This window comes from Promicromonospora sp. NPDC052451 (assembly GCF_044547525.1).
Lineage (GTDB): Bacteria > Actinomycetota > Actinomycetes > Actinomycetales > Cellulomonadaceae > Promicromonospora.
This window is the reverse complement of the sequence record NZ_JBIUAP010000003.1, coordinates 354,611-371,685: the sequence shown is the minus strand read 5'-3', so window position 1 is coordinate 371,685 and position 17,075 is coordinate 354,611. Positions and strand designations below refer to the sequence as shown.

Annotated in this window: 19 protein-coding genes; 8 read left to right on the top strand and 11 right to left on the bottom strand. The window is 73.2% G+C overall.

The window, feature by feature from the left end; translation table 11 throughout:
• Window positions 1-87: 87 nt before the first annotated feature.
• The 4 genes from ACIG47_RS07380 to ACIG47_RS07365 form a co-directional block, all read right to left on the bottom strand.
• The gene (locus ACIG47_RS07380; protein ID WP_397430260.1) at window positions 88-1,290 is read right to left on the bottom strand and encodes an MFS transporter; all 1,203 of its coding nucleotides are present in this window, start codon (window positions 1,288-1,290) and stop codon (window positions 88-90) included.
• Between the two features lie 31 nt (window positions 1,291-1,321).
• The gene (gene nusB, locus ACIG47_RS07375) at window positions 1,322-1,738 is read right to left on the bottom strand and encodes a transcription antitermination factor NusB (RefSeq protein ID WP_397418255.1); all 417 of its coding nucleotides are present in this window, start codon (window positions 1,736-1,738) and stop codon (window positions 1,322-1,324) included.
• 1 nt (window position 1,739) lies between these two features.
• Entirely contained in the window at window positions 1,740-2,303 is a 564-nt protein-coding gene (gene efp, locus ACIG47_RS07370; RefSeq protein WP_397418258.1) for an elongation factor P, read from the bottom strand.
• 150 nt (window positions 2,304-2,453) lie between these two features.
• The gene (locus ACIG47_RS07365) at window positions 2,454-2,915 is read right to left on the bottom strand and encodes a Pycsar system effector family protein (protein ID WP_397430259.1); all 462 of its coding nucleotides are present in this window, start codon (window positions 2,913-2,915) and stop codon (window positions 2,454-2,456) included.
• Window positions 2,916-3,158: 243 nt separating this feature from the next.
• On the opposite strand from ACIG47_RS07365, the gene ACIG47_RS07360 reads away from it, so the two are divergent.
• On the top strand, window positions 3,159-3,812 hold the full coding sequence (locus ACIG47_RS07360) for a hypothetical protein (protein WP_397430258.1): 654 nt from the start codon (window positions 3,159-3,161) through the stop codon (window positions 3,810-3,812).
• 7 nt (window positions 3,813-3,819) lie between these two features.
• Window positions 3,820-4,638 carry a hypothetical protein gene (locus ACIG47_RS07355; protein WP_397430257.1) on the top strand — a complete coding sequence of 273 codons (819 nt, stop codon included), beginning with the start codon at window positions 3,820-3,822 and terminating at the stop codon, window positions 4,636-4,638.
• A 24-nt stretch (window positions 4,639-4,662) separates the two neighbouring features.
• On the opposite strand, the gene ACIG47_RS07350 is transcribed toward ACIG47_RS07355, so the two are convergent.
• From ACIG47_RS07350 to soxR, 3 genes are all read right to left on the bottom strand, one after another.
• The gene (locus ACIG47_RS07350; protein WP_397430256.1) at window positions 4,663-5,133 is read right to left on the bottom strand and encodes a type II 3-dehydroquinate dehydratase; all 471 of its coding nucleotides are present in this window, start codon (window positions 5,131-5,133) and stop codon (window positions 4,663-4,665) included.
• A gap of 36 nt (window positions 5,134-5,169) precedes the next feature.
• Complete coding sequence (locus ACIG47_RS07345) at window positions 5,170-5,757, bottom strand: hypothetical protein (RefSeq protein ID WP_397430255.1); 588 nt, start codon at window positions 5,755-5,757, stop codon at window positions 5,170-5,172.
• Between the two features lie 96 nt (window positions 5,758-5,853).
• On the bottom strand, window positions 5,854-6,357 hold the full coding sequence (gene soxR, locus ACIG47_RS07340) for a redox-sensitive transcriptional activator SoxR (RefSeq protein WP_397418270.1): 504 nt from the start codon (window positions 6,355-6,357) through the stop codon (window positions 5,854-5,856).
• Between the two features lie 120 nt (window positions 6,358-6,477).
• Here soxR and ACIG47_RS07335 point away from each other — a divergent pair, with 120 nt between their 5' ends.
• The 4 genes from ACIG47_RS07335 (at window position 6,478) to ACIG47_RS07320 (ending at window position 10,493) form a co-directional block, all read left to right on the top strand.
• The gene (locus ACIG47_RS07335; protein ID WP_397430254.1) at window positions 6,478-7,521 is read left to right on the top strand and encodes an alcohol dehydrogenase catalytic domain-containing protein; all 1,044 of its coding nucleotides are present in this window, start codon (window positions 6,478-6,480) and stop codon (window positions 7,519-7,521) included.
• On the top strand, window positions 7,518-8,831 hold the full coding sequence (locus ACIG47_RS07330; RefSeq protein ID WP_397430253.1) for an MFS transporter: 1,314 nt from the start codon (window positions 7,518-7,520) through the stop codon (window positions 8,829-8,831). The genes ACIG47_RS07335 and ACIG47_RS07330 overlap by 4 nt, the downstream gene beginning before the upstream one ends.
• An 80-nt stretch (window positions 8,832-8,911) precedes the next feature.
• Window positions 8,912-9,268 carry an iron chaperone gene (locus ACIG47_RS07325; RefSeq protein ID WP_397430252.1) on the top strand — a complete coding sequence of 119 codons (357 nt, stop codon included), beginning with the start codon at window positions 8,912-8,914 and terminating at the stop codon, window positions 9,266-9,268.
• Between the two features lie 79 nt (window positions 9,269-9,347).
• Entirely contained in the window at window positions 9,348-10,493 is a 1,146-nt protein-coding gene (locus tag ACIG47_RS07320) for a sigma-70 family RNA polymerase sigma factor (protein WP_397430251.1), read from the top strand.
• A 25-nt stretch (window positions 10,494-10,518) separates the two neighbouring features.
• Here the strand turns inward: ACIG47_RS07320 and ACIG47_RS07315 are convergent, their stop codons facing one another.
• Window positions 10,519-11,970 (bottom strand): MFS transporter, encoded by a 1,452-nt coding sequence (locus ACIG47_RS07315; protein WP_397430250.1) that lies wholly within the window; start codon window positions 11,968-11,970, stop codon window positions 10,519-10,521.
• A 117-nt stretch (window positions 11,971-12,087) separates the two neighbouring features.
• Window positions 12,088-13,461, bottom strand: a complete 1,374-nt coding sequence (locus tag ACIG47_RS07310; protein ID WP_397430249.1) for an alpha-hydroxy-acid oxidizing protein — start codon at window positions 13,459-13,461, stop codon at window positions 12,088-12,090.
• A 107-nt stretch (window positions 13,462-13,568) separates the two neighbouring features.
• Between ACIG47_RS07310 and ACIG47_RS07305 the strand changes: the two genes are divergently transcribed.
• Both ACIG47_RS07305 and ACIG47_RS07300 read left to right on the top strand, forming a co-directional pair.
• Window positions 13,569-14,540 carry an alpha/beta hydrolase gene (locus tag ACIG47_RS07305; RefSeq protein ID WP_397430248.1) on the top strand — a complete coding sequence of 324 codons (972 nt, stop codon included), beginning with the start codon at window positions 13,569-13,571 and terminating at the stop codon, window positions 14,538-14,540.
• Between the two features lie 10 nt (window positions 14,541-14,550).
• The gene (locus ACIG47_RS07300; protein ID WP_397430247.1) at window positions 14,551-15,324 is read left to right on the top strand and encodes a glycerophosphodiester phosphodiesterase family protein; all 774 of its coding nucleotides are present in this window, start codon (window positions 14,551-14,553) and stop codon (window positions 15,322-15,324) included.
• Window positions 15,325-15,333: 9 nt separating this feature from the next.
• On the opposite strand, the gene aroB is transcribed toward ACIG47_RS07300, so the two are convergent.
• Together aroB and ACIG47_RS07290 are read right to left on the bottom strand one after the other, a co-directional pair.
• Window positions 15,334-16,491 (bottom strand): 3-dehydroquinate synthase, encoded by a 1,158-nt coding sequence (gene aroB, locus ACIG47_RS07295; protein WP_397418294.1) that lies wholly within the window; start codon window positions 16,489-16,491, stop codon window positions 15,334-15,336.
• A complete protein-coding gene (locus tag ACIG47_RS07290) occupies window positions 16,488-17,063 on the bottom strand; it encodes a shikimate kinase (RefSeq protein WP_397430356.1) in 576 nt (191 codons plus the stop codon). Before ACIG47_RS07290 ends, aroB begins: the two co-directional genes overlap by 4 nt.
• Between the last annotated feature and the right edge of the window lie 12 nt (window positions 17,064-17,075).

Sequence of the window (17,075 nt, the reverse complement as noted above, 5' to 3'; positions counted from 1 at the left end):
CCGCCGGACAGGCGCCGGACGCCGGGTCACCGGCCGACCGGAGGGGCGTTGCTCACACCCCGGCGAGCCGGCCGGCCGGCGAGCGGGTCAGTCGCGGAGCACCGTCGCCGCCAGGCCCGCCGCGAGAGCGACCAGCGCCAGCACCATGCCCACCGTGCCGGGCCAGCCCGCCAGCGCGAAGGCGACCCCGCCCAGCCAGCCGAACAGGCTCGACCCCGCGTAGTACGCCAGGTTGTAGACGGCGGCCGCCTGGGTGCGCGCCTGCGGGGCGGCGACCGGGGTCCACCCGCTGGCCACCGCGTGCGCGCCGAAGAACCCGGCGGTGAGCACGACCAGCCCCGTCAGGACCACCGGCAGCCAGCCCGACAGCGTGGCCACCACCCCGAGCGCCATCACACCGGCCGCGACCACCAGGACACGGCGGCGGCCGTACCGCACGACCAGCCGCCCGGTCCGCGCGGAGGACCACGTTCCCGCCAGGTAGGCGAGGAACACGAGGCTGACCACACCGGGCGACAGGCCGAACGGCTCGGCGGCCAGCCGGAAGCCCAGGTAGTTGTAGACGGCGACGAACCCGCCCATCAGCAGCAGACCCTGCGCGTCCAGGACGAGCAGGCGCGGGCTCAGCAGGGCGCGGAGCCGTCCGGCCTCCGGCGCCGGGTGCCCCGGGACGGCGGCGTCGGGCCCGCCGCTCCCCCGGGCCCGCGGGCCGCGGTCACGCGGCGCGAGCCGGACGAACACCCCCGTCGCGACCAGGCACGCCACCGCCACGGCGGCCACCCCGGCGCGCCAGCCGAAGAGCTCGGCGACGCCACCGGAGACCAGCCGCCCCAGCAGACCGCCCACCGACGTGCCCGCGACGTAGGTCCCGGCGGCCCGGGGCACCACCGCGGCGGGGAGCATCTCGGTCAGGTACGCCATGGCCACCGCGGGGACGCCCGCGACCAGCAGTCCCTCGACGAAGCGCCCCGCGACGATCAGGCCGAACGACGGGGCGAAGGGGACTGCGAGCCCGACCACCGTCGCACCCAGCATGGCGACGGTCATCGCGCGCACCCGGCCGACCCGGTCCGCGACCCCCGCCCAGGGCAGCACCCCCACCGCCAGGCCGAGCGTCGCCGCGGAGACGAGCAGCGCGGTGGCCGACGCCGACGTCGCGAGCTCGCGCGCGGCGTCGGGCAGGACGGACTGCGGGGCGTAGAGCTGGGCGAACGCAGCGGTCCCGGCACCGAACAGCGCGACGAGCAGGCGTCGCTCGTCGAACCGTCCGGTACCGGGACCGGTACTCACGCGTGTCGCAGGGTCGTGCGCGTCTCGGACGTCACGCCAGCAGGGTCGGCTTCAGGTCCTTGACCCGGCCGAGCAGGCCGTTCACGAAGGCCGGCGACTCGTCCGTGGACAGGTCACCGGCGAGGTCGACGGCCTCGTCGAGCGCCACGGCGTCCGGCACGTCGTCGTTGAAGAGGACCTCCCACGAGCCGATCCGCAGCAGCGCACGGTCCACGGCCGGCATGCGTGCGAGGGTCCAGCCCTGCGAGTACGTCTCCAGCACCTCGTCGATGCGCTCGCGGTGGGCGACCACGCCCTCCACGATCTCGACCGTGTACTGCGGCACGGCCGCCTCCGTGCGGGGCACGGCCACGCGGTCGGCGAGGAGCTTCAGCGGGTCGATGCCCCGCTGCTCCGCCTCGAAGAGGATGTCGGCGGCGCGCTTGCGCGCCTTGGTGCGTGCGCCCACGTCAGTCGGTGACGCGGCCGAGGTAGTCGCCGGTCCGCGTGTCGACCTTGACCTTGACGCCCTGCTCGAGGAACAGCGGCACCTGGATCTCGGCACCCGTCTCCAGCGTCGCCGGCTTGGTGCCGCCCGTGGAGCGGTCGCCCTGCAGGCCCGGCTCGGTGTAGGTGATCTCCAGCACGACCGACGCCGGCAGCTCGATGTACAGCGGGGTGCCGTCGTTGGACGCCAGCATGACGTTCATGCCCTCGAGCATGTAGTCCTTCGCGTCACCGACCGTCGCGGCCGACACGTTGATCTGGTCGTACGTGTCGTTGTCCATGAAGACGAAGTCGTCGCCGTCCATGTACAGGTACTGGAAGTCGCGGCGGTCCACGTTCGCGGTCTCGACCTTGATGCCCGCGTTGAACGTCTTGTCGACGACCTTGCCGGACAGCACGTTCTTCATCTTGGTGCGGACGAACGCGCCACCCTTGCCCGGCTTGACGTGCTGGAACTCGATGACCGTCCAGAGGTTTCCGTCGATCCGGAGCACGGTGCCGTTCTTGATGTCGTTGGAGGTAGCCACGTTCGTCTTCCTGTGTCGGGGAAAGGGTTGCCCAGGGCATGCCGACGGGGAGCCGGCGACTGGGGTGACCGGGCCGGATGATCCAGCCGTGCGATCAAGGGTGTCAAGCAGCAGCGGTCAAGTCTAACGGACGACCTCGGTCGGCTCCGCCTATCCCTGCCCGCTTCGCACGATGATGCCGATCGCGCCTGCGACGATCATGAGTACCACCGAGACCGGGTAGTAGGTCAGCGCCCGTCGAATGTGCGCATGCTTCTGGACCGAGATCTCAGCGAGGTTCTTGACCTGGATCCAGGCCTCGCGACGATCGTCCTCCTTGGTCGCCGCCACAAGGTCGTCGACTGACGCGTCGACGATGTCCGGAAGGGAGTATCTGGAGAAGCCTCGCTGCTTCATGCGCGGCCGAAGCGACAGCACGAGATGCATGCCCGCGACCCCGCAGAAGATGATCGCCGCGGCACCGATGAGCGCACCGGCCAGCGCAAGCCACGCCCCTGGCGCGAGCGCCTGGTACAACGGGATGGCCGGCGTCCCGACGCCGAAGGTGAGAGCAATCGCCGCGACCAGGACGCTTGTCTTGACGTCCGCGTTGGTGATGGTGAGCTGGAGCATCGACTGAACAAACTGGGCGTCGGCCGCACTGCCGCTCTGGTCCGGCATCCGAGTCAGACGGCTTGCGTCGCGCTGTGCCCGTCCCGCACCCCACCAGCTCATCCAGCCTCCCGACCTCGTAAAACGTCGCCATGTGAGCGTACCGACCTGCCCGAAGGATGCACACCGACCTCCCCCCTGTTCGATCCCACCGGATCAAGCACATGGCTTACCTTCCCCACAGTGAAGGCATATCCTTAATAGATGTTCACCGTCATCGGCGACATCGTCGGATCACGCAATCTGAGCGACCGCGCACAGGCGCAACGCTCGGTCGTCACGACCCTGTCTCGAGTAGGCGCGTCCATCCCCGTCGCCCAGCGCCTTGAACCGACGTTCGGCGACGAGATCCAGGGCGGGTTCCAGACGATCGCGCACGCAACCCTCGCGACCTTGCTGATCCGGCTCGAACTGGCCTGGCTCGCACATCCCCCGCCCCGGTCTGCTCAACAGGACACCAAGACACCCGATCTGATCGTCATGCGATTCGGAATCGGCCAAGGAGACGTCCGCGTGTTCGAGATCGACACCCAGCCCATTCGACAGGACGGCCCCGGCTGGCACACCGCGCGCGACGCGATCGACTCGCTCGGGAAGAAGGCCGGCACGAGGTACGTCGGACCAGAGAACGCCGGGGCGCCCTCACAAGCAGCAGTCAACGCGTTCCTCATTGCGCGCGACGGTCTCGTCGATACACTCAACCACCGCCAACAGCGGATGCTCCTTCGTGCCCTGCATGGCGATTCACAGAAGGCCATCGCGGAGCTGGAGGGCATCTCGGAGTCGGCGGTGAGCCAGGCGTTCGCGAGGGGCGTGAGTGCCGTTCGGGACGCGCAATGCTTCTTCGGAAAGGCGTGATGCTCGAATGGCAGCCCTCGGAGCGTTCCTCGCGGCACTGGGCGTGGCAGACGCCTTCCGGGACACCAGCACCGTCAGCATCTCGTCCACACGACGCTACGCCGCGCTTGCCGTCGGCGTGGTCACTCTCGCAGCACTTCTGGCAGCGGGTGGAACCTCTGCGGCCTCCATGATCACCCTCGGCATCCCGCTGAGCCTGCTCCTGGCCGTCTGGGCCCTTCTCGACCCGATCGCGACTGCGATCGGCAAGGCGACGGCCCGCGGTGCAGCATTCCTGGCAATCGCCACGGGGACCGTCGCCGCACTCCTCTTCGCAGACGATGCCGCGGTCGCCTGGCCCACCTGGGTGCCCGGCCCGCTGTCGACGTTCTCGCCGTCGCAGGTGATTCTCGTTGCCGGAATAGCAGTTGCCCAGGTCTCGACAGCAAACGTCCTGGTCCGCTTGATCCTTGAAGCCGTCAATGTGCCGACCAAGGAAGGTTCCGACCGTCTTCGGAGCGGGCGTGTCCTGGGACCGATGGAACGCCTGTTCATCGTGGGCCTTGGCCTTGCAGGCAATCTCACCGCCGCGGCGGTGGTCGTGGGGGCCAAAGGGCTGCTGCGGTTCCCGGAGCTCGCAGCCAGCGAATCCAGCGCACGAGCGGCGTCGCCGATCATCATCCAGACATCCGCGAAGGGCACCGCTGGCATGCCGACAGACCCAGGCACGGCCGCGCCGATCCACCAAGGCCCCAACCCGGTCACCGAGTACTTCCTCATCGGCAGCTTCGCCAGCTGGCTCATCGCGCTTGCCGGACTTGGCCTCGCGATGCTCGTCCTTGGTTAAGTCTTGTACTTAATTCCGTGCTCATTAAGCCCTGGACTTATCACCCAGCCGCCCCGCGATCGCCGACAGCGCCAGCCGGTACGAGTCGAACCCGAACCCCGCCACGGTCCCCGTGGCGATCCCGGCCACCACCGAGTAGTGCCGGAACGACTCGCGCGTGGCGGGGTTCGACAGATGCACCTCGACCAGCAGCAGACCGGCCGTCGTGACCTGGGCCGCGGCGTCCCGCAGGGCGTAGGAGTAGTGCGTGAACGCCGCCGGGTTGAGCACGACGTGCGCGCCCGCGTCGACCGCCTCGTGGAGCCAGCCGACGATCTCCGACTCACCGTCCGTCTGCCGCACCTCGACGTCCAGCCCGAGGTCCTCACCCCACTGCGCGGCGGCGACCTTCAGGTCGGACATCGACGCGTGGCCGTAGATCTCGGGCTCGCGGACGCCGAGCCGGCCGAGATTCGGGCCGTTGAGCACAAGGACACGGGGAAGTGCGGAGACCATGCGCGCGAGCCTAGTGCGCCACAGGGCCGGACGGCGTCACACCTTGCCGGGCCCGGTCACGATCCGGTGCCCGCCCGTGGCGTCGGCGATCCAGCCCAGCGTCTCGGGCCGGAGCTCGTCCCACTCCCAGAAGACGAACGCCAGGCACGCGAGCGCCGCGCCGTCGGCGCCCCAGCGCTCGACCGGCTCCGCCGCGCCGCACTCCCGGCACTCCAGGTCGGCCGCGCCGCCCTCGACCCACTCGTTCGCCGCCTCGTGGAACTGGTCCAGCCCGTCCTCGTCCATGCCCGTCGGGCCGACGACGTCCGGGTGCCCGTAGAACGACCGCACGGCCGAGCACCGCGGGCAGGTCACGGCGTCCACGGAGAACTGGCTTCCGTCGTGCAGTGCGCGACCCTCGCGAACCTCGAGGCCCCACGGCTGCTCCCCCGAGGTGGAGGCGACCACCGTCTGCCCCCACGCGGGGCCTGCCGGGTACCCGTCGGCGCCGAGCGCTGCGTTCGGTGACCGGTCCGGCAGCAGCACCCCGCGCGCGACGAGGTCGGCCACGACCCGCTGCCCCAGCAGCGGGGCGTCGGCCTCGGTCGCGTCCAGGTCGGCGACCCACTGGTAGTACGTGCCCACGGTTCTCCTTCGGTGTCGATCGCGACGTCGATCGACGTCGATCCGGCCGGGCGCCGGCTGCGCCCCGGCGGCACCCTGCGCCGCCGGCCACCCACGCTAGCGGCGACCACCGACATCCGCGTCCGGTTCCAGCCCCTCCACCAGGAGCGTCCGCGGCCCGGGGCCCGACTCGGCGAGCTCGTCGTGCGGGTTGGTCAGGGCGCACCGCCGCAGCGAGAGGCAGCCGCAGCCGATGCAGTCGGTGAGATGGTCACGCAGCCGGGAGAGCTGCTCGATGCGGGCGTCCAGGTCGTCGTGCCACGCCTGCGAGATGCGGCGCCAGTCCTTCGCGGTGGGCGTGCGGTCACCGGGGAGGGTCGCCAGCGCCGCGCCGATGTCCGCGAGCGGGATCCCCACGCGCTGGGACACCCGGATGAACGCCACCCGGCGCAGGGTCTCGCGCCGGTAGCGGCGCTGGTTGCCCGACGTCCGGCGGCTGGTGATCAGCCCCTTGCGCTCGTAGAAGTGCAGCGCCGACACGGTCACGCCGCTGCGGGCGGCGAGGTCGCCGACCGTCAGCTCGTCGCGGTCCCAGGGCACTGCGGGGTGGGATGCTTCCATCAGGTGACCTCCTGCGGTCCGAGCGGTGGCGGTGCGTTCCTGCCGCGGCGCCCGTGGTGGTCGCCGTCGGCTCGAGGTCGCAGTTGACCTCAACTATGGTTCAGGTTAGAGGATCACGGCATGGACGCCATCAGACACCATTCGTTCGGCCCGCCCGAGGTCCTCGTGCTCGAGCAGGTCCCCGATCCCGTACCCGGTCCCGGTGAGGTGCTCGTCGACGCGGTGGCACACGGCGTGCACCTGCTCGACACCAGCATCCGGCGCGGCGAGGCGGGACCGCCGCTGCCGCTGCCGACCCTCCCGACCGTCCCGGGCAGGGAGATCGCGGGCACGGTGTCCGCGCTCGGCGACGGTGTCGACCCCGCGTGGGCCGGACGGCCGGTCGCCGCGCACCTGGGACCGGTGCCGGACGGCGGCGGGTACGCGCGGCGCGTCGTCGTCGGCGCGGACCGGCTGCACGCGCTGCCGGAGACGCCCGACGGCACGCCGCTCGACCCCGCTGCGGCGATCGCCATGATCGGGACCGGCCGCATGGCCGCCTACACCCTGGACGTCGCGGCGGTCACGCCGGACGACGTCGTGGTCGTCACGGGCGCCGCCGGCGGGCTCGGCACGCTGTTCGTCCAGGAGGCGCTGCACGACGGCGCCCGCGTGGTCGCCCTCGCGGGCGGCCCGGCGAAGCTGGCCGTGCTGCGGGACCTGGTGAGCGACCCGGGACGTCTCGCGCTGGTCGACTACTCCGCCCCGGGGTGGCCGGACGCCGCGCGCACCGCGCTCGGCGCGACCCCCGCCACGCTGGTGCTCGACGGCGTGGGCGGCCCGCTCGGCACGGCCGCCACGTCCCTGCTGAGCGGCGCGGACGGGGCCGACGCCGCCAGCGCCGGGCGCCTCGTCGCCTACGGCTGGGCCTCCGGCTCCGCCAACCGGTACACCGCGTGGGCGCCCGACGACGAGCGGATCGAGTCGGCGGTCGAGGTGCGCTACGCCGTCGGGCCGGACGCTCCCCCGATGGGCGACCAGCGGCCGTACCAGGAGCGGGCCCTGGCCCACGCGGCGTCGGGCAGGTGGCGCGTGGTCACGCACCGCGTGCCGTTCGCGCAGGCCGCGCGCGCCCACCGCGAGCTCGAGGAGCGCCGCACCACCGGAAAGGTGGTGCTGGTGTGACCGCCGCACCCTCACCCGCGCGCGCCGTCGCGCCCGGTGCCCTGAGCCCCGGCGCGCAGCGCCTCGTCCTGGTCGGGATGGTCGCACTGTGCTCGCTCGGCGCCTTCGAGGCGCTGGCCGTGGCCACCGCGATGCCGACCATCGCCGTGGACCTGGACGGTCTGCGGCACTACACGTTCGCGTTCGCGGTCGTCTTCGCCACGAGCGTGGTCGGCATGCTCACCGCCGGGCGCTGGTGCGACCGCACCGGCCCGTCGCCGGCGATGTGGACCGGCGTGGCGCTGTTCGTCGTCGGCCTGGTGGTCGCGGGGACGGCGACCGGGATGGGTGTGCTGATCGCCGGGCGGGCCGTCCAGGGTGTCGGGAGCGGGCTGTTCGGCGTGGCCCTGTACGTCCTGGTGGCCCGGGTCTTCGCCCCCGGACGCCGGCCCGCCGTCTTCTCGGCGTTCGCGGCCGCCTGGGTGGTGCCGGCGATCGTCGGGCCCGGGCTGGCCGGCCTCGTCGTGGAGCACGCGGGCTGGCGCTGGGTGTTCCTCGGCGCCGCGGTCCTCACCGTTCCGGCGGCGATCCTGATGCGCCCCGGGCTGACGGCGGCGCGGGGCGACGCCCCGGGCCAGGACGACGGGGACGCCGGGGCCGTCCCCACGCCGTCCGAGCGCCCGCTGCGGGCAGCCCTGCGCCTCGCCGCGTCGGTGCTGCGTGCCGGGCGCGGGCTGCCCGCCGTCGTCGCGGTGCGGGCACTGGTGTCGGCGGCGTTCACCGGGGCGGAGGTGCTGCTCCCGCTGCTCCTGGTGCACGAGCGGCACCTCAGCCCGGGCGGGGCGGGGCTGATCCTGACGGTCGGCGCGCTCGGCTGGTCCGCGGCGTCCTGGGTGCGCGGGCGCGACCTGCTGCACCTGAGCCACACCGGCTACGTCCGGCTCGGCGCCGGCTTGCTCGCGCTCGGGACGGTGGGTGCCGCGGTGCTCGTCCTCCCGGGCGTGCCGGCCGGGGTAGGGATGGCGTTCTGGGTGCTGTCCGGCAGCGGCATGGGCCTGGTCTACCCGACGTTGTCGGTGCTCACCCTGGAGCTCGCTCCCCCGCACGAGCAGGGCAGCGCCTCGTCGGCGCTGCAGGTGGCCGATGCCGTCGCCGCGGCGGTGGCGTCGTCCGCGACCGGCACCCTCCTGTGGGCGCTGTACGACGTGACGGGGCTGCCGGCGTACGCGGCGGTGCTCGGTCTCACCGGCCTGCTGGCGGCTGGTGCGGTGCTGCTGGCCAGGCGCACCACCGTCCCGGCCGACGTGGCGGCGGAACCCGGGGCCTCCTGACCGGCCAGGCCGGCCGGCCTGGCCGGCCTGGCGGGCCGTCCGGCCTGGCGGGGCGCGCCCACCGGGCCGAGGCTGTTCCCATGGACGACTTCACGCAGTACATCGCGAGCCTCGACGGACCGGCCCGGGACGCCGTCGAGCACGTGCGGGCGCGTGCGCTGGAGCTCGTGCCGGACGCCGAGGAGGGCACCAGCTACGGCATGGCCGCGCTGCGCTACCGCGGCAGCCCGCTGATCTCGGCGCGCGCCACCGCCAGGCACATCGGCCTGTACCCGTTCAGCCCGCCGGCGATCGAGGCCCTCGCTCCGGACCTGGCCGGTTTCTCGACGTCGAAGGGCACCGTGCGGTTCACCCCGGACCGTCCGCTGCCGGACGACGTCCTGGACCGCCTCGTCCTGTTCCGGCGCGACGAGATCGACGCCATGCGGTCGCGCTGACGTCCGCACCCGGCAGCCGGGTCCGTCACGTTCCGCCGACGTGTCTCGTCGTCGGGGCATGACGCGAGAGCATGTCCCCATGACGACCCCCGACGCCTCCGGCACGCACCTCGACGACGCCGCCCTGGCCCGGCTGCGGCCCCTGGCCTTCTCGGTGGCGTACCGGATGCTCGGGAGCGTCGCGGAGGCCGAGGACGTGGTGCAGGAGGCGCTGACGCGGCTGTCCCAGGCGGACGGCGTGCGCAACCCCGACGCGTTCGTGACGACCGTGACCACGCGGATCGCCATCGACGTGCTGCGCTCGGCCCGCGTACGGCGCGAGTCGTACGTGGGCGAGTGGCTGCCCGAACCCCTGGTCGGTCCCGTGGATGCCCACCTGCCGGTGGCCATGGCCACCCCGCCGCCCGACGCCGCCGGGCACGCCGAGCTGGCCGACGACCTCTCGACGGCCTTCCTCGTGCTGCTGGAGACGCTGACCCCGACCGAGCGTGCGGCGTTCCTGCTGCACGACGTGCTCGGGTTCCCGCACAGCGAGGCCGCCGACGTCATCGGGACGAGCGAGGTGGCCGCACGCCAGCTCGCCTCCCGCGCCCGGCGCCGGATCGCGAACCGGCGCGAGGCCGCGGCACCGGGTGCGGGGTCGACGGAGCCCGGGTCCGGGCACGACGCGGTGGCACGGCACGGTGCCGGAGCGCAGCAGGCTTCCGGGGCGCAGCACGCGTCCGGGGCACCGGGTGCCCGCAGGACCACGGAGACGCATGCCGAGCAGCTCGTGACCCGGTTCCTCGCGGCGTGCGAGGACGGCGCCGTGGACTCGTTCCTGGAGCTGCTCGCACAGGACGTGGTGCTCACGGGCGACAGCGGCGGCAACGTGCCCCCGGGCATGTCGATCGCACGATCCGTCGTGGGCCAGGTGCCGGTCGCGCGGGTGCTGGCCGGCTTCATGCGGCGCGGTGCGCCCCTGCACTTCGAGCGGGCGCTGGTGGGCGGGCAGCCCGGTCTGCTCATCGTGGCGGACGACGTGCTGGGCGGCGGCCTCGTCGGGACCTGGTCCTTCGAGGTGGCCGAGGAGGCGGCACCCGGCGCTCCCGGCACCACCACACGGCTCGCGGCGATCCGCGGCGTCATCAACCCCGAGAAGCTGCGTCACCTGGGGCCGCTGGCCGACCTGACACGGCTCCACGAGTGGCTGCGCACCGAGGGGCGCCGCAGGACCGCCCGGTAGTCGGCGCGAACCGGACGCCCGCCGCTCAGGCCCCCTGCCCGACCGCCCCGGAAGTGCCGGCGCTCGAGACGCCCGGGACCGGCGCCTCCTTGACGAACCACATGAGCACGAGCCCGGCGAGCACCACCGCGATGATCCCGAGCGTGCCCCAGATCGTCGCGCCCGTCAGGGCGATGGCGATGCTCCACAGCGTGCTCGACATCCACGAGGTGGCCCGGCCCGTGGTGGCGTACAGGCCGAAGATCTCCGACTCCCGCCCGGCGGGCGTCACGCGGGCCAGGTAGGAGCGGGACGCCGCCTGCGCGGGCCCGACGCACGCGGACAGGATCAGACCGCCCACCCAGTAGACGACGGGGCCGAGGTCGCGCAGGAACACGACGGCCAGGCCCGCGGCGACGATCACGCCGAGCGTGGTCAGGATCACCGAGCGGGCCCCGAACCGGTCGTCGGCCCGGCCCACGAGCACCGTGCTCACCCCGGCCACGAGGTTGGCCGCGATGCCGAACACGATCACCTCGTCGGCCGAGAAGCCGAAGCTGACGCTGCCGATGATGGCGCCGAAGGCGAAGACGCCGCTGAGCCCGTCCCGGAACACGGCGCTGGCCAGCAGGAACCAGAACGTCTGCCGGGCGGTGTGCCACAGCCCCTTGATGTCGCGGTACAGCACCGCGTAGCTGGCGAAGAAGCCGACCTTCTCCCGGCCCGCGGTCGGCAGCCGCTCCGGCACGAAGGCGAAGACGGGCCAGGCGAACGCCAGCGCCCACAGCGCGCAGGCCACGGCGATCAGGCGGAAGGCGAGCCCGTTGTCGGTGGGCATGCCCCACCAGTCGGCGCCGTTGGCGACCACGACCAGCACCAGCATGAGGATGCCGCCCACGTAGCCGAGGCCCCAGCCGAGCCCCGACACCTTGCCGACCGTGCGCGGCGTGGCGACCGAGACCAGCATGGCGTTGTAGTTCACGCCGCCGATCTCGCTGAGCACGCTGCCGAGGCCGATCAGGGCCGCGCCCAGCACGAAGTAGGCCGGGTCCTCCTCGACGAACCACAGCGCCAGCATGCACAGCACCATCCCGGCGGTGGCGCCCGCGAGCCAGGCCTTGCGGCGGCCGGTCGCGTCGGCACGCTGCCCCAGCACCGGCGCCAGGACGAAGATCGCCACCCCCGCCAGGGCGTTCCACGTGCCCAGCCCGCTCGTGAGCTCGGCCAGCCCGCGCTGGTAGGCCGGGTCATCCTCCCCCAGCGCCGCGACGGCGGGGTCCAGGAACGAGTCGGTGGTCAGGTACAGCGCCGTGAAGACGAACGTGAGGATCACCGTGTTGAACGGCTGGGTACCCCAGTCCCACAGCGCCCAGGAGAACACCTGCCGCCGCGGGATCCGCGTCCCCTCCCGCAGCTCCAGGCCGGTCGCCGGGAGCGGGGCGTCGGCGGCGCCGGAGCCGGAGGCCGGGCTGTGTGGTCGCTGAGGGGCGTCGGTCATGGCGGCAGTCTGCCCGGCCGGCGTGAATGGCGGGTGCTGGGCCGGTCACGATCTCATACCGACCGGCCCGGACCTAGGCTGCAGCCGGGCGTCCGGCCGGGTCAGAGGGTCAGAGGGTCAGAGCGCGAGGTTGTGCCGCCCGATCTGGTCGACGGCCGACACACCCGCGAGCGCCATCGTCAGGTCGAGCTCGGCGAGGACGTGCTCGGCGACGGCGCGGACGCCGTCGGCCCCGGCGAGCGCGAGGCCGTAGACCCAGGGTCGGCCGAGGAGCACCGCGTCGGCGCCGAGGGCCAGCGCGGTGAAGACGTCGGCGCCGGTGCGCACGCCGGAGTCGAACAGGACGGGGGCCGGGGTGCTACCGGGTGCCTGGTGGGCGCGGACGGCGTCGACCACGGGGGCGAGCATGTCGAGCGAGGCGACGGCGTTGTCGATCTGCCGGCCGCCGTGGTTGGACACGATGACGCCGTCGGCGCCGTGGTCGAGGGCGGCGCGGGCGTCGTCGGGGTGCTGGATGCCCTTGACGAAGACGGGCAGGGTGGTGCGTGCGCGCAGCCAGGCGAGGTCGGTCCAGGTGAGGGTGGAGCGGGAGAAGACGTCGAGGAAGGTCTCGACGGCGGCACGCGGGTAGGGCTGGGTGAGGTTGCGCCTGGTGGGGCCGGGGTGGTGGCGGGCCATGGACAGCAGGGAGCGGACGGCGGAGGGGGTGGGCAGCCGGCGGCCCGGGTCCTGGGCGGCGCCCGCCGGCGCGACGTCGGACGGCCTGGTCCCGGCGACCCGGGCCTCGACGAGACGCCGGAACGCGGGGTCGCTGAGGTACTGCGCGATCCCTTCCGCGCGGGCGAACGGGAGGTAGCCGAGGTCGAGGTCGAGGGTGCGCCAGCCGAGCACGTGGGTGTCGAGGGTGACGACGATCGCCTCGCAGCCGCTGGCCTCGGCGCGGGCGACGAAGGACTCGACCACGGTGTCGTCGGACGACCAGTAGAGCTGGAACCAGCGCGGGCTGTCACCCAGGAGGGTGGCGGTGTGCTCCATCGGGGTGGACGCCTGGGACGAGATGACGACGGGCAGGCCCAGGTCCCGGGCAGCGGCGGCGAGGGCGGGTTCCGCGTTGCGCGGTGCTGCGGCCCGTCCTCCGCGGCCGCGCTGGTGCTGGACGGCGAGCTCCAGCGCGCCGACGGGCCCGAACAGCACGGGTGCGGGCAGGTCGCGGCCCAGGAGGGTGGTGGCCAGGGAGCGCCCGCCGACGTCGACCATCTGGCGCGGCACGGTGCGGTACCGGCCGAAGGCCTCGCGGTTGGCCTCGACGGTGCGCTGCGCGCCGGCGCCACCGGAGACGTAGGCCCAGGCGGTGCGGGTCATCCGGCGGCGTGCGGCGGAGGCGAGGGCGTCGGGGTGGGTGGGCACCACGGGGCGGCGGCCGTAGACGCCGTCCCGGTAGATCGCGGACTGCACCGTGCGACCGACGTTGGTCTCACCATTTTTGGGCATGTTGGACATCTTGCCACGGCGTTCGCCGCCTCTCCCCGGCGGCGACTCGTCGCTGACCCGCGCGTCGCGACCCGCTCCGGCAGCCGTCGGCGGCATACGATCCGCACGTGCCTGGTTCACCCGACACGCTCGACTGGCGTACCGACCACCTGCTCGGCGAACCGTTCCAGGAGGCCCCGCTCGGGCCGGCCACCCTGGTCCGCTACCCCCACCCGCCCGACCTGCCGGTACCGCGCGCCGCCGTCATCCATGTGCACGGCTACAACGACTACTTCTTCCAGGAGCACCTTGCGCGGGTGTTCGCCGCGGCGGGGTACGCCTTCTACGCCGTCGACCTGCGGGCGGCGGGCCGGTCGCTGCGGCCCGGCCAGATCCCGCACTTCGTGATGGACCTGCGCGAGCAGGCGACCGACATCGCCACCGCCGCGCGGACCGTGCGCGGGCTGGAGCCAGGACTGCCGCTCGTCGTGCACGCCCACTCCACCGGCGGGCTCACCGCGGCCCTGTGGGCGCACGCGCACCGCAACGCCGCAGGCGCCGACGCCGGGCCCGACCTGCTGGTGCTGGACTCGCCGTTCCTGGACCTGCGCGCCCCGTACTGGCAGCGCACGGTGGGCACCCGGTTCCTGGACACCGTGGGTCGTCTGGCGGCGACCGCGGTCATCAGCGACGGCCCGTCGCGCTACGCGGAGCACCTCCTGGCCGCCAACGGGGGACGCTGGGAGTTCGACACCACGCTCAAGCGGCCCGAGGGCGTACCCGGGCGGGTCGGCTGGTTCGTCGCGGTCCGGCGGGGACAGGCGCGGGTCGCGGCCGGCCTGGAGATCGCGTGCCCGGTGCTGCTGGCGCGTTCCGACTCCTCGGGCCCGGACTCGCTCGACAACCCCCTGCTCGACGCCCAGGACACCGTGCTCGACGTCGAGCAGATGGCGGCCCTCCTGCCGTGCCTGGGCGAGGACGTCACCGAGCTCGTGGTCCCCGGCGGCGTGCACGACCTCACGCTCTCGGCACGCGGGCCGCGCGAGGCCTACCTCGACGGCATGCTCCAATGGGCGCAGAGCCGAAGGACCGACACGTGAGGTGCAGCAAGTGACCTACTTCGAGGGGCCGTTCCAGGCCCTCGCCCACCGCGGGTTCGCGCACGCCTCGGCCGGGACCGAGGGCCTGGAGAACTCGCTGGCCGCCTTCGGCGCCGCCGTCGACCTGGGCTACCGCTACGTCGAGACGGACGCCCACGGCACCGTCGACGGCGTCGCCGTGGCCCTGCACGACGAGTCCCTGGACCGCACCACCGACGGCACCGGACTGGTCGCCGAGCTGCCGTGGTCGGAGGTGAGCGAGGCGCGCATCGGCGGCGTCGAACCCGTACCCCTGCTGGAGGACGTGCTGGGTGGCTGGCCCGGCCTGCGGGTCAACATCGACGTCAAGCACGCCTCCGGCGTCGGGCCCGTGGCTCGCGCCGTGGAGCGCACGGCGTCCTGGGACCGCGTGTGCGTCACCTCCTTCGACCCGGCCCGACGGCGCGCCACGCTGGCCAAGCTGTCCCGGCCCGTGGCGACGTCGGCCGGCCGCAGGGAGATCGCGACGTTCCTCACCGGCGTCCGGCTCCGCGCCCGGCCGCTGGCGCGCCGTGCCCTGCGCCAGGTCGACGCGCTCCAGGTGCCCGTCAGCGAGGGCCGGGTGACCGTCGTCGACGCCGCCTCGATCGAGGCGGCGCACGCGCTCGGCAAGAAGGTCCACGTCTGGACCGTGAACGAGACCGCCGAGATGGTCCGCCTCCTCGACGAGGGCGTGGACGGCCTCGTCACGGACCGGGCCGACCTGCTCAAGGACCTGCTGGTGAGCCGGGGGTTGTGGGACTGACCGCGGGCGTCAGCCCAGGGTCAGGGTGACCGGGGTGCCCGGGCCCTTCGTCGGCGGTTCCTTGGCGACCTCCGCGTAGGCGGCCGCCAGCAGCGTCGGGTCCGGTCCCTCCAGGCGCACCGGCTTGGCGACGTCGTCCAGGACGACGAAGCGCAGCAGGTCACCGCGCGCCTTCTTGTCACGGCGCATGGCCGACAGGAGCTGGTCCCACCGGTCGCCGCGGTAGTGCACCGGGAGCCCGAGCGCGGACAGGATCGACCGGTGCCGGTCGGCGACGTCGTCGGGCAGCTTGCCGGCCATGCGGGCGAGCTCGGCCGCGAAGACCATGCCCACGCTGACCGCCGCGCCGTGCCGCCACTGGTAGCGCTCCGCGAGCTCGATGGCGTGGCCCAGGGTGTGCCCGTAGTTCAGGATCTCGCGCAGGCCGGCCTCCTTGAGGTCCTCGCCCACCACCCGGGCCTTGACCCGGACGGAGCGCTCCACGAGCTCGGCCACGACGGCCCAGGTCTCCTCGGTGGCGTCCGCGCCGGCCCAGTTCCGCAGCTCGTCGACGTGCGCCTCGACCAGGTCCAGGATCGCCGGGTCCGCGATGAAGCCCGTCTTGACCACCTCGGCCAGGCCCGCGACGAGGTCCCACTTGTCGAGTGAGCCGAGCGCCGCCAAGTCGCACAGCACGCCGGCCGGCGGGTGGAACGCGCCCACGAGGTTCTTGCCCTCGGAGGTGTTGATGCCGGTCTTGCCGCCCACGGCGGCGTCGACCATCGCGAGCAGCGTGGTCGGCACCTGCACCACCCGGATCCCGCGCAGCCACGTGGCCGCCACGAAGCCGGCCAGGTCCGTCGTGGCGCCGCCGCCGACGCCCACGATCGCGTCCGACCGCGTGAAGTCGAGCTGCCCGAGCAGACCCCAGAGGAAGGCCGCGACCTGCGGTGTCTTGGCCGACTCCGCGTCCGGGACCTCCGCCACGAACGCCTCGTAGCCGGAGGCCTTGAGGTCCTCCGAGATCGCGTCGGCCGTCGCGGACAGCGCGGCCGGGTGGATCACCATGACCTTCGCGGCCTTGCCGACCAGTGCCGGCAGCTCGCCCAGCAGGTGGTGTCCGATGACGACGTCGTAGGGTGCGTCTCCCTGCACGGTGACCCGTACGGGAGCGCTGTCGGTGCTCACGCGGTGCTCTCCTCGGTGCTCTTGCTCTCGGTCTGACCGTGCTTCGGGTCGGTCAGCTCCCCGCCGACGAGGTCCAGGCCCAGCGCCTCGACGATCTCGCGCGCCACGTGCTCGCCGGGCCGCTCGCTCGACACGATCGTCAGGGTCGCGAGGCGCTCGTAGGTGGGCCGTCGCTCGGTCATCAGCTTCTGCCACTGCGCGCGCGGGTTGCCCAGCAGCAGCGGACGGGCCTGGTTCATGCCGACCCGTTGCGCGGCGATCGCCAGCGGCACGTCCAGGAACACGACGTGGCCACCCTGGGCGGCGTACGCCACCAGCGCCTCCTGGGTCACGGGGTTCATCACGGCGCCGCCACCCAGGGACAGCACGCCGTCGTGCTCCGCGAGGGCGGTCAGGACGGCGTCCCGCTCCAGCTCGCGGAAGCGGGGTTCGCCGTCGTCGACGAAGATCTCGCTGACGGGCTTGCCCGCACCGGCCTCGATGTCGGCGTCCGTGTCGCGCACGGTCAGGCCGAGGCCGGCCGCGAGGATGCGCCCCACCTTCGACTTGCCCGAACCGGGCGGCCCGATCATGACGACGACGGG

Bases quoted from the DNA above. Each gene is read 5' to 3' on its own strand.
- ACIG47_RS07365 (WP_397430259.1), bottom strand. From the start codon at position 2,915: ATGCTCCAGCTCACCATCACCAACGCGGACGTCAAGACAAGCGTCCTG.
- ACIG47_RS07360 (WP_397430258.1), top strand. From the start codon at position 3,159: ATGTTCACCGTCATCGGCGACATCGTCGGATCACGCAATCTGAGCGAC.
- ACIG47_RS07355 (WP_397430257.1), top strand. From the start codon at position 3,820: ATGGCAGCCCTCGGAGCGTTCCTCGCGGCACTGGGCGTGGCAGACGCC.
- ACIG47_RS07350 (WP_397430256.1), bottom strand. From the start codon at position 5,133: ATGGTCTCCGCACTTCCCCGTGTCCTTGTGCTCAACGGCCCGAATCTC.
- soxR (WP_397418270.1), bottom strand. From the start codon at position 6,357: ATGGAAGCATCCCACCCCGCAGTGCCCTGGGACCGCGACGAGCTGACG.
- ACIG47_RS07335 (WP_397430254.1), top strand. From the start codon at position 6,478: ATGGACGCCATCAGACACCATTCGTTCGGCCCGCCCGAGGTCCTCGTG.
- ACIG47_RS07325 (WP_397430252.1), top strand. From the start codon at position 8,912: ATGGACGACTTCACGCAGTACATCGCGAGCCTCGACGGACCGGCCCGG.
- ACIG47_RS07320 (WP_397430251.1), top strand. From the start codon at position 9,348: ATGACGACCCCCGACGCCTCCGGCACGCACCTCGACGACGCCGCCCTG.
- ACIG47_RS07315 (WP_397430250.1), bottom strand. From the start codon at position 11,970: ATGACCGACGCCCCTCAGCGACCACACAGCCCGGCCTCCGGCTCCGGC.
- ACIG47_RS07310 (WP_397430249.1), bottom strand. From the start codon at position 13,461: ATGCCCAAAAATGGTGAGACCAACGTCGGTCGCACGGTGCAGTCCGCG.
- ACIG47_RS07290 (WP_397430356.1), bottom strand. From the start codon at position 17,063: ATGATCGGGCCGCCCGGTTCGGGCAAGTCGAAGGTGGGGCGCATCCTC.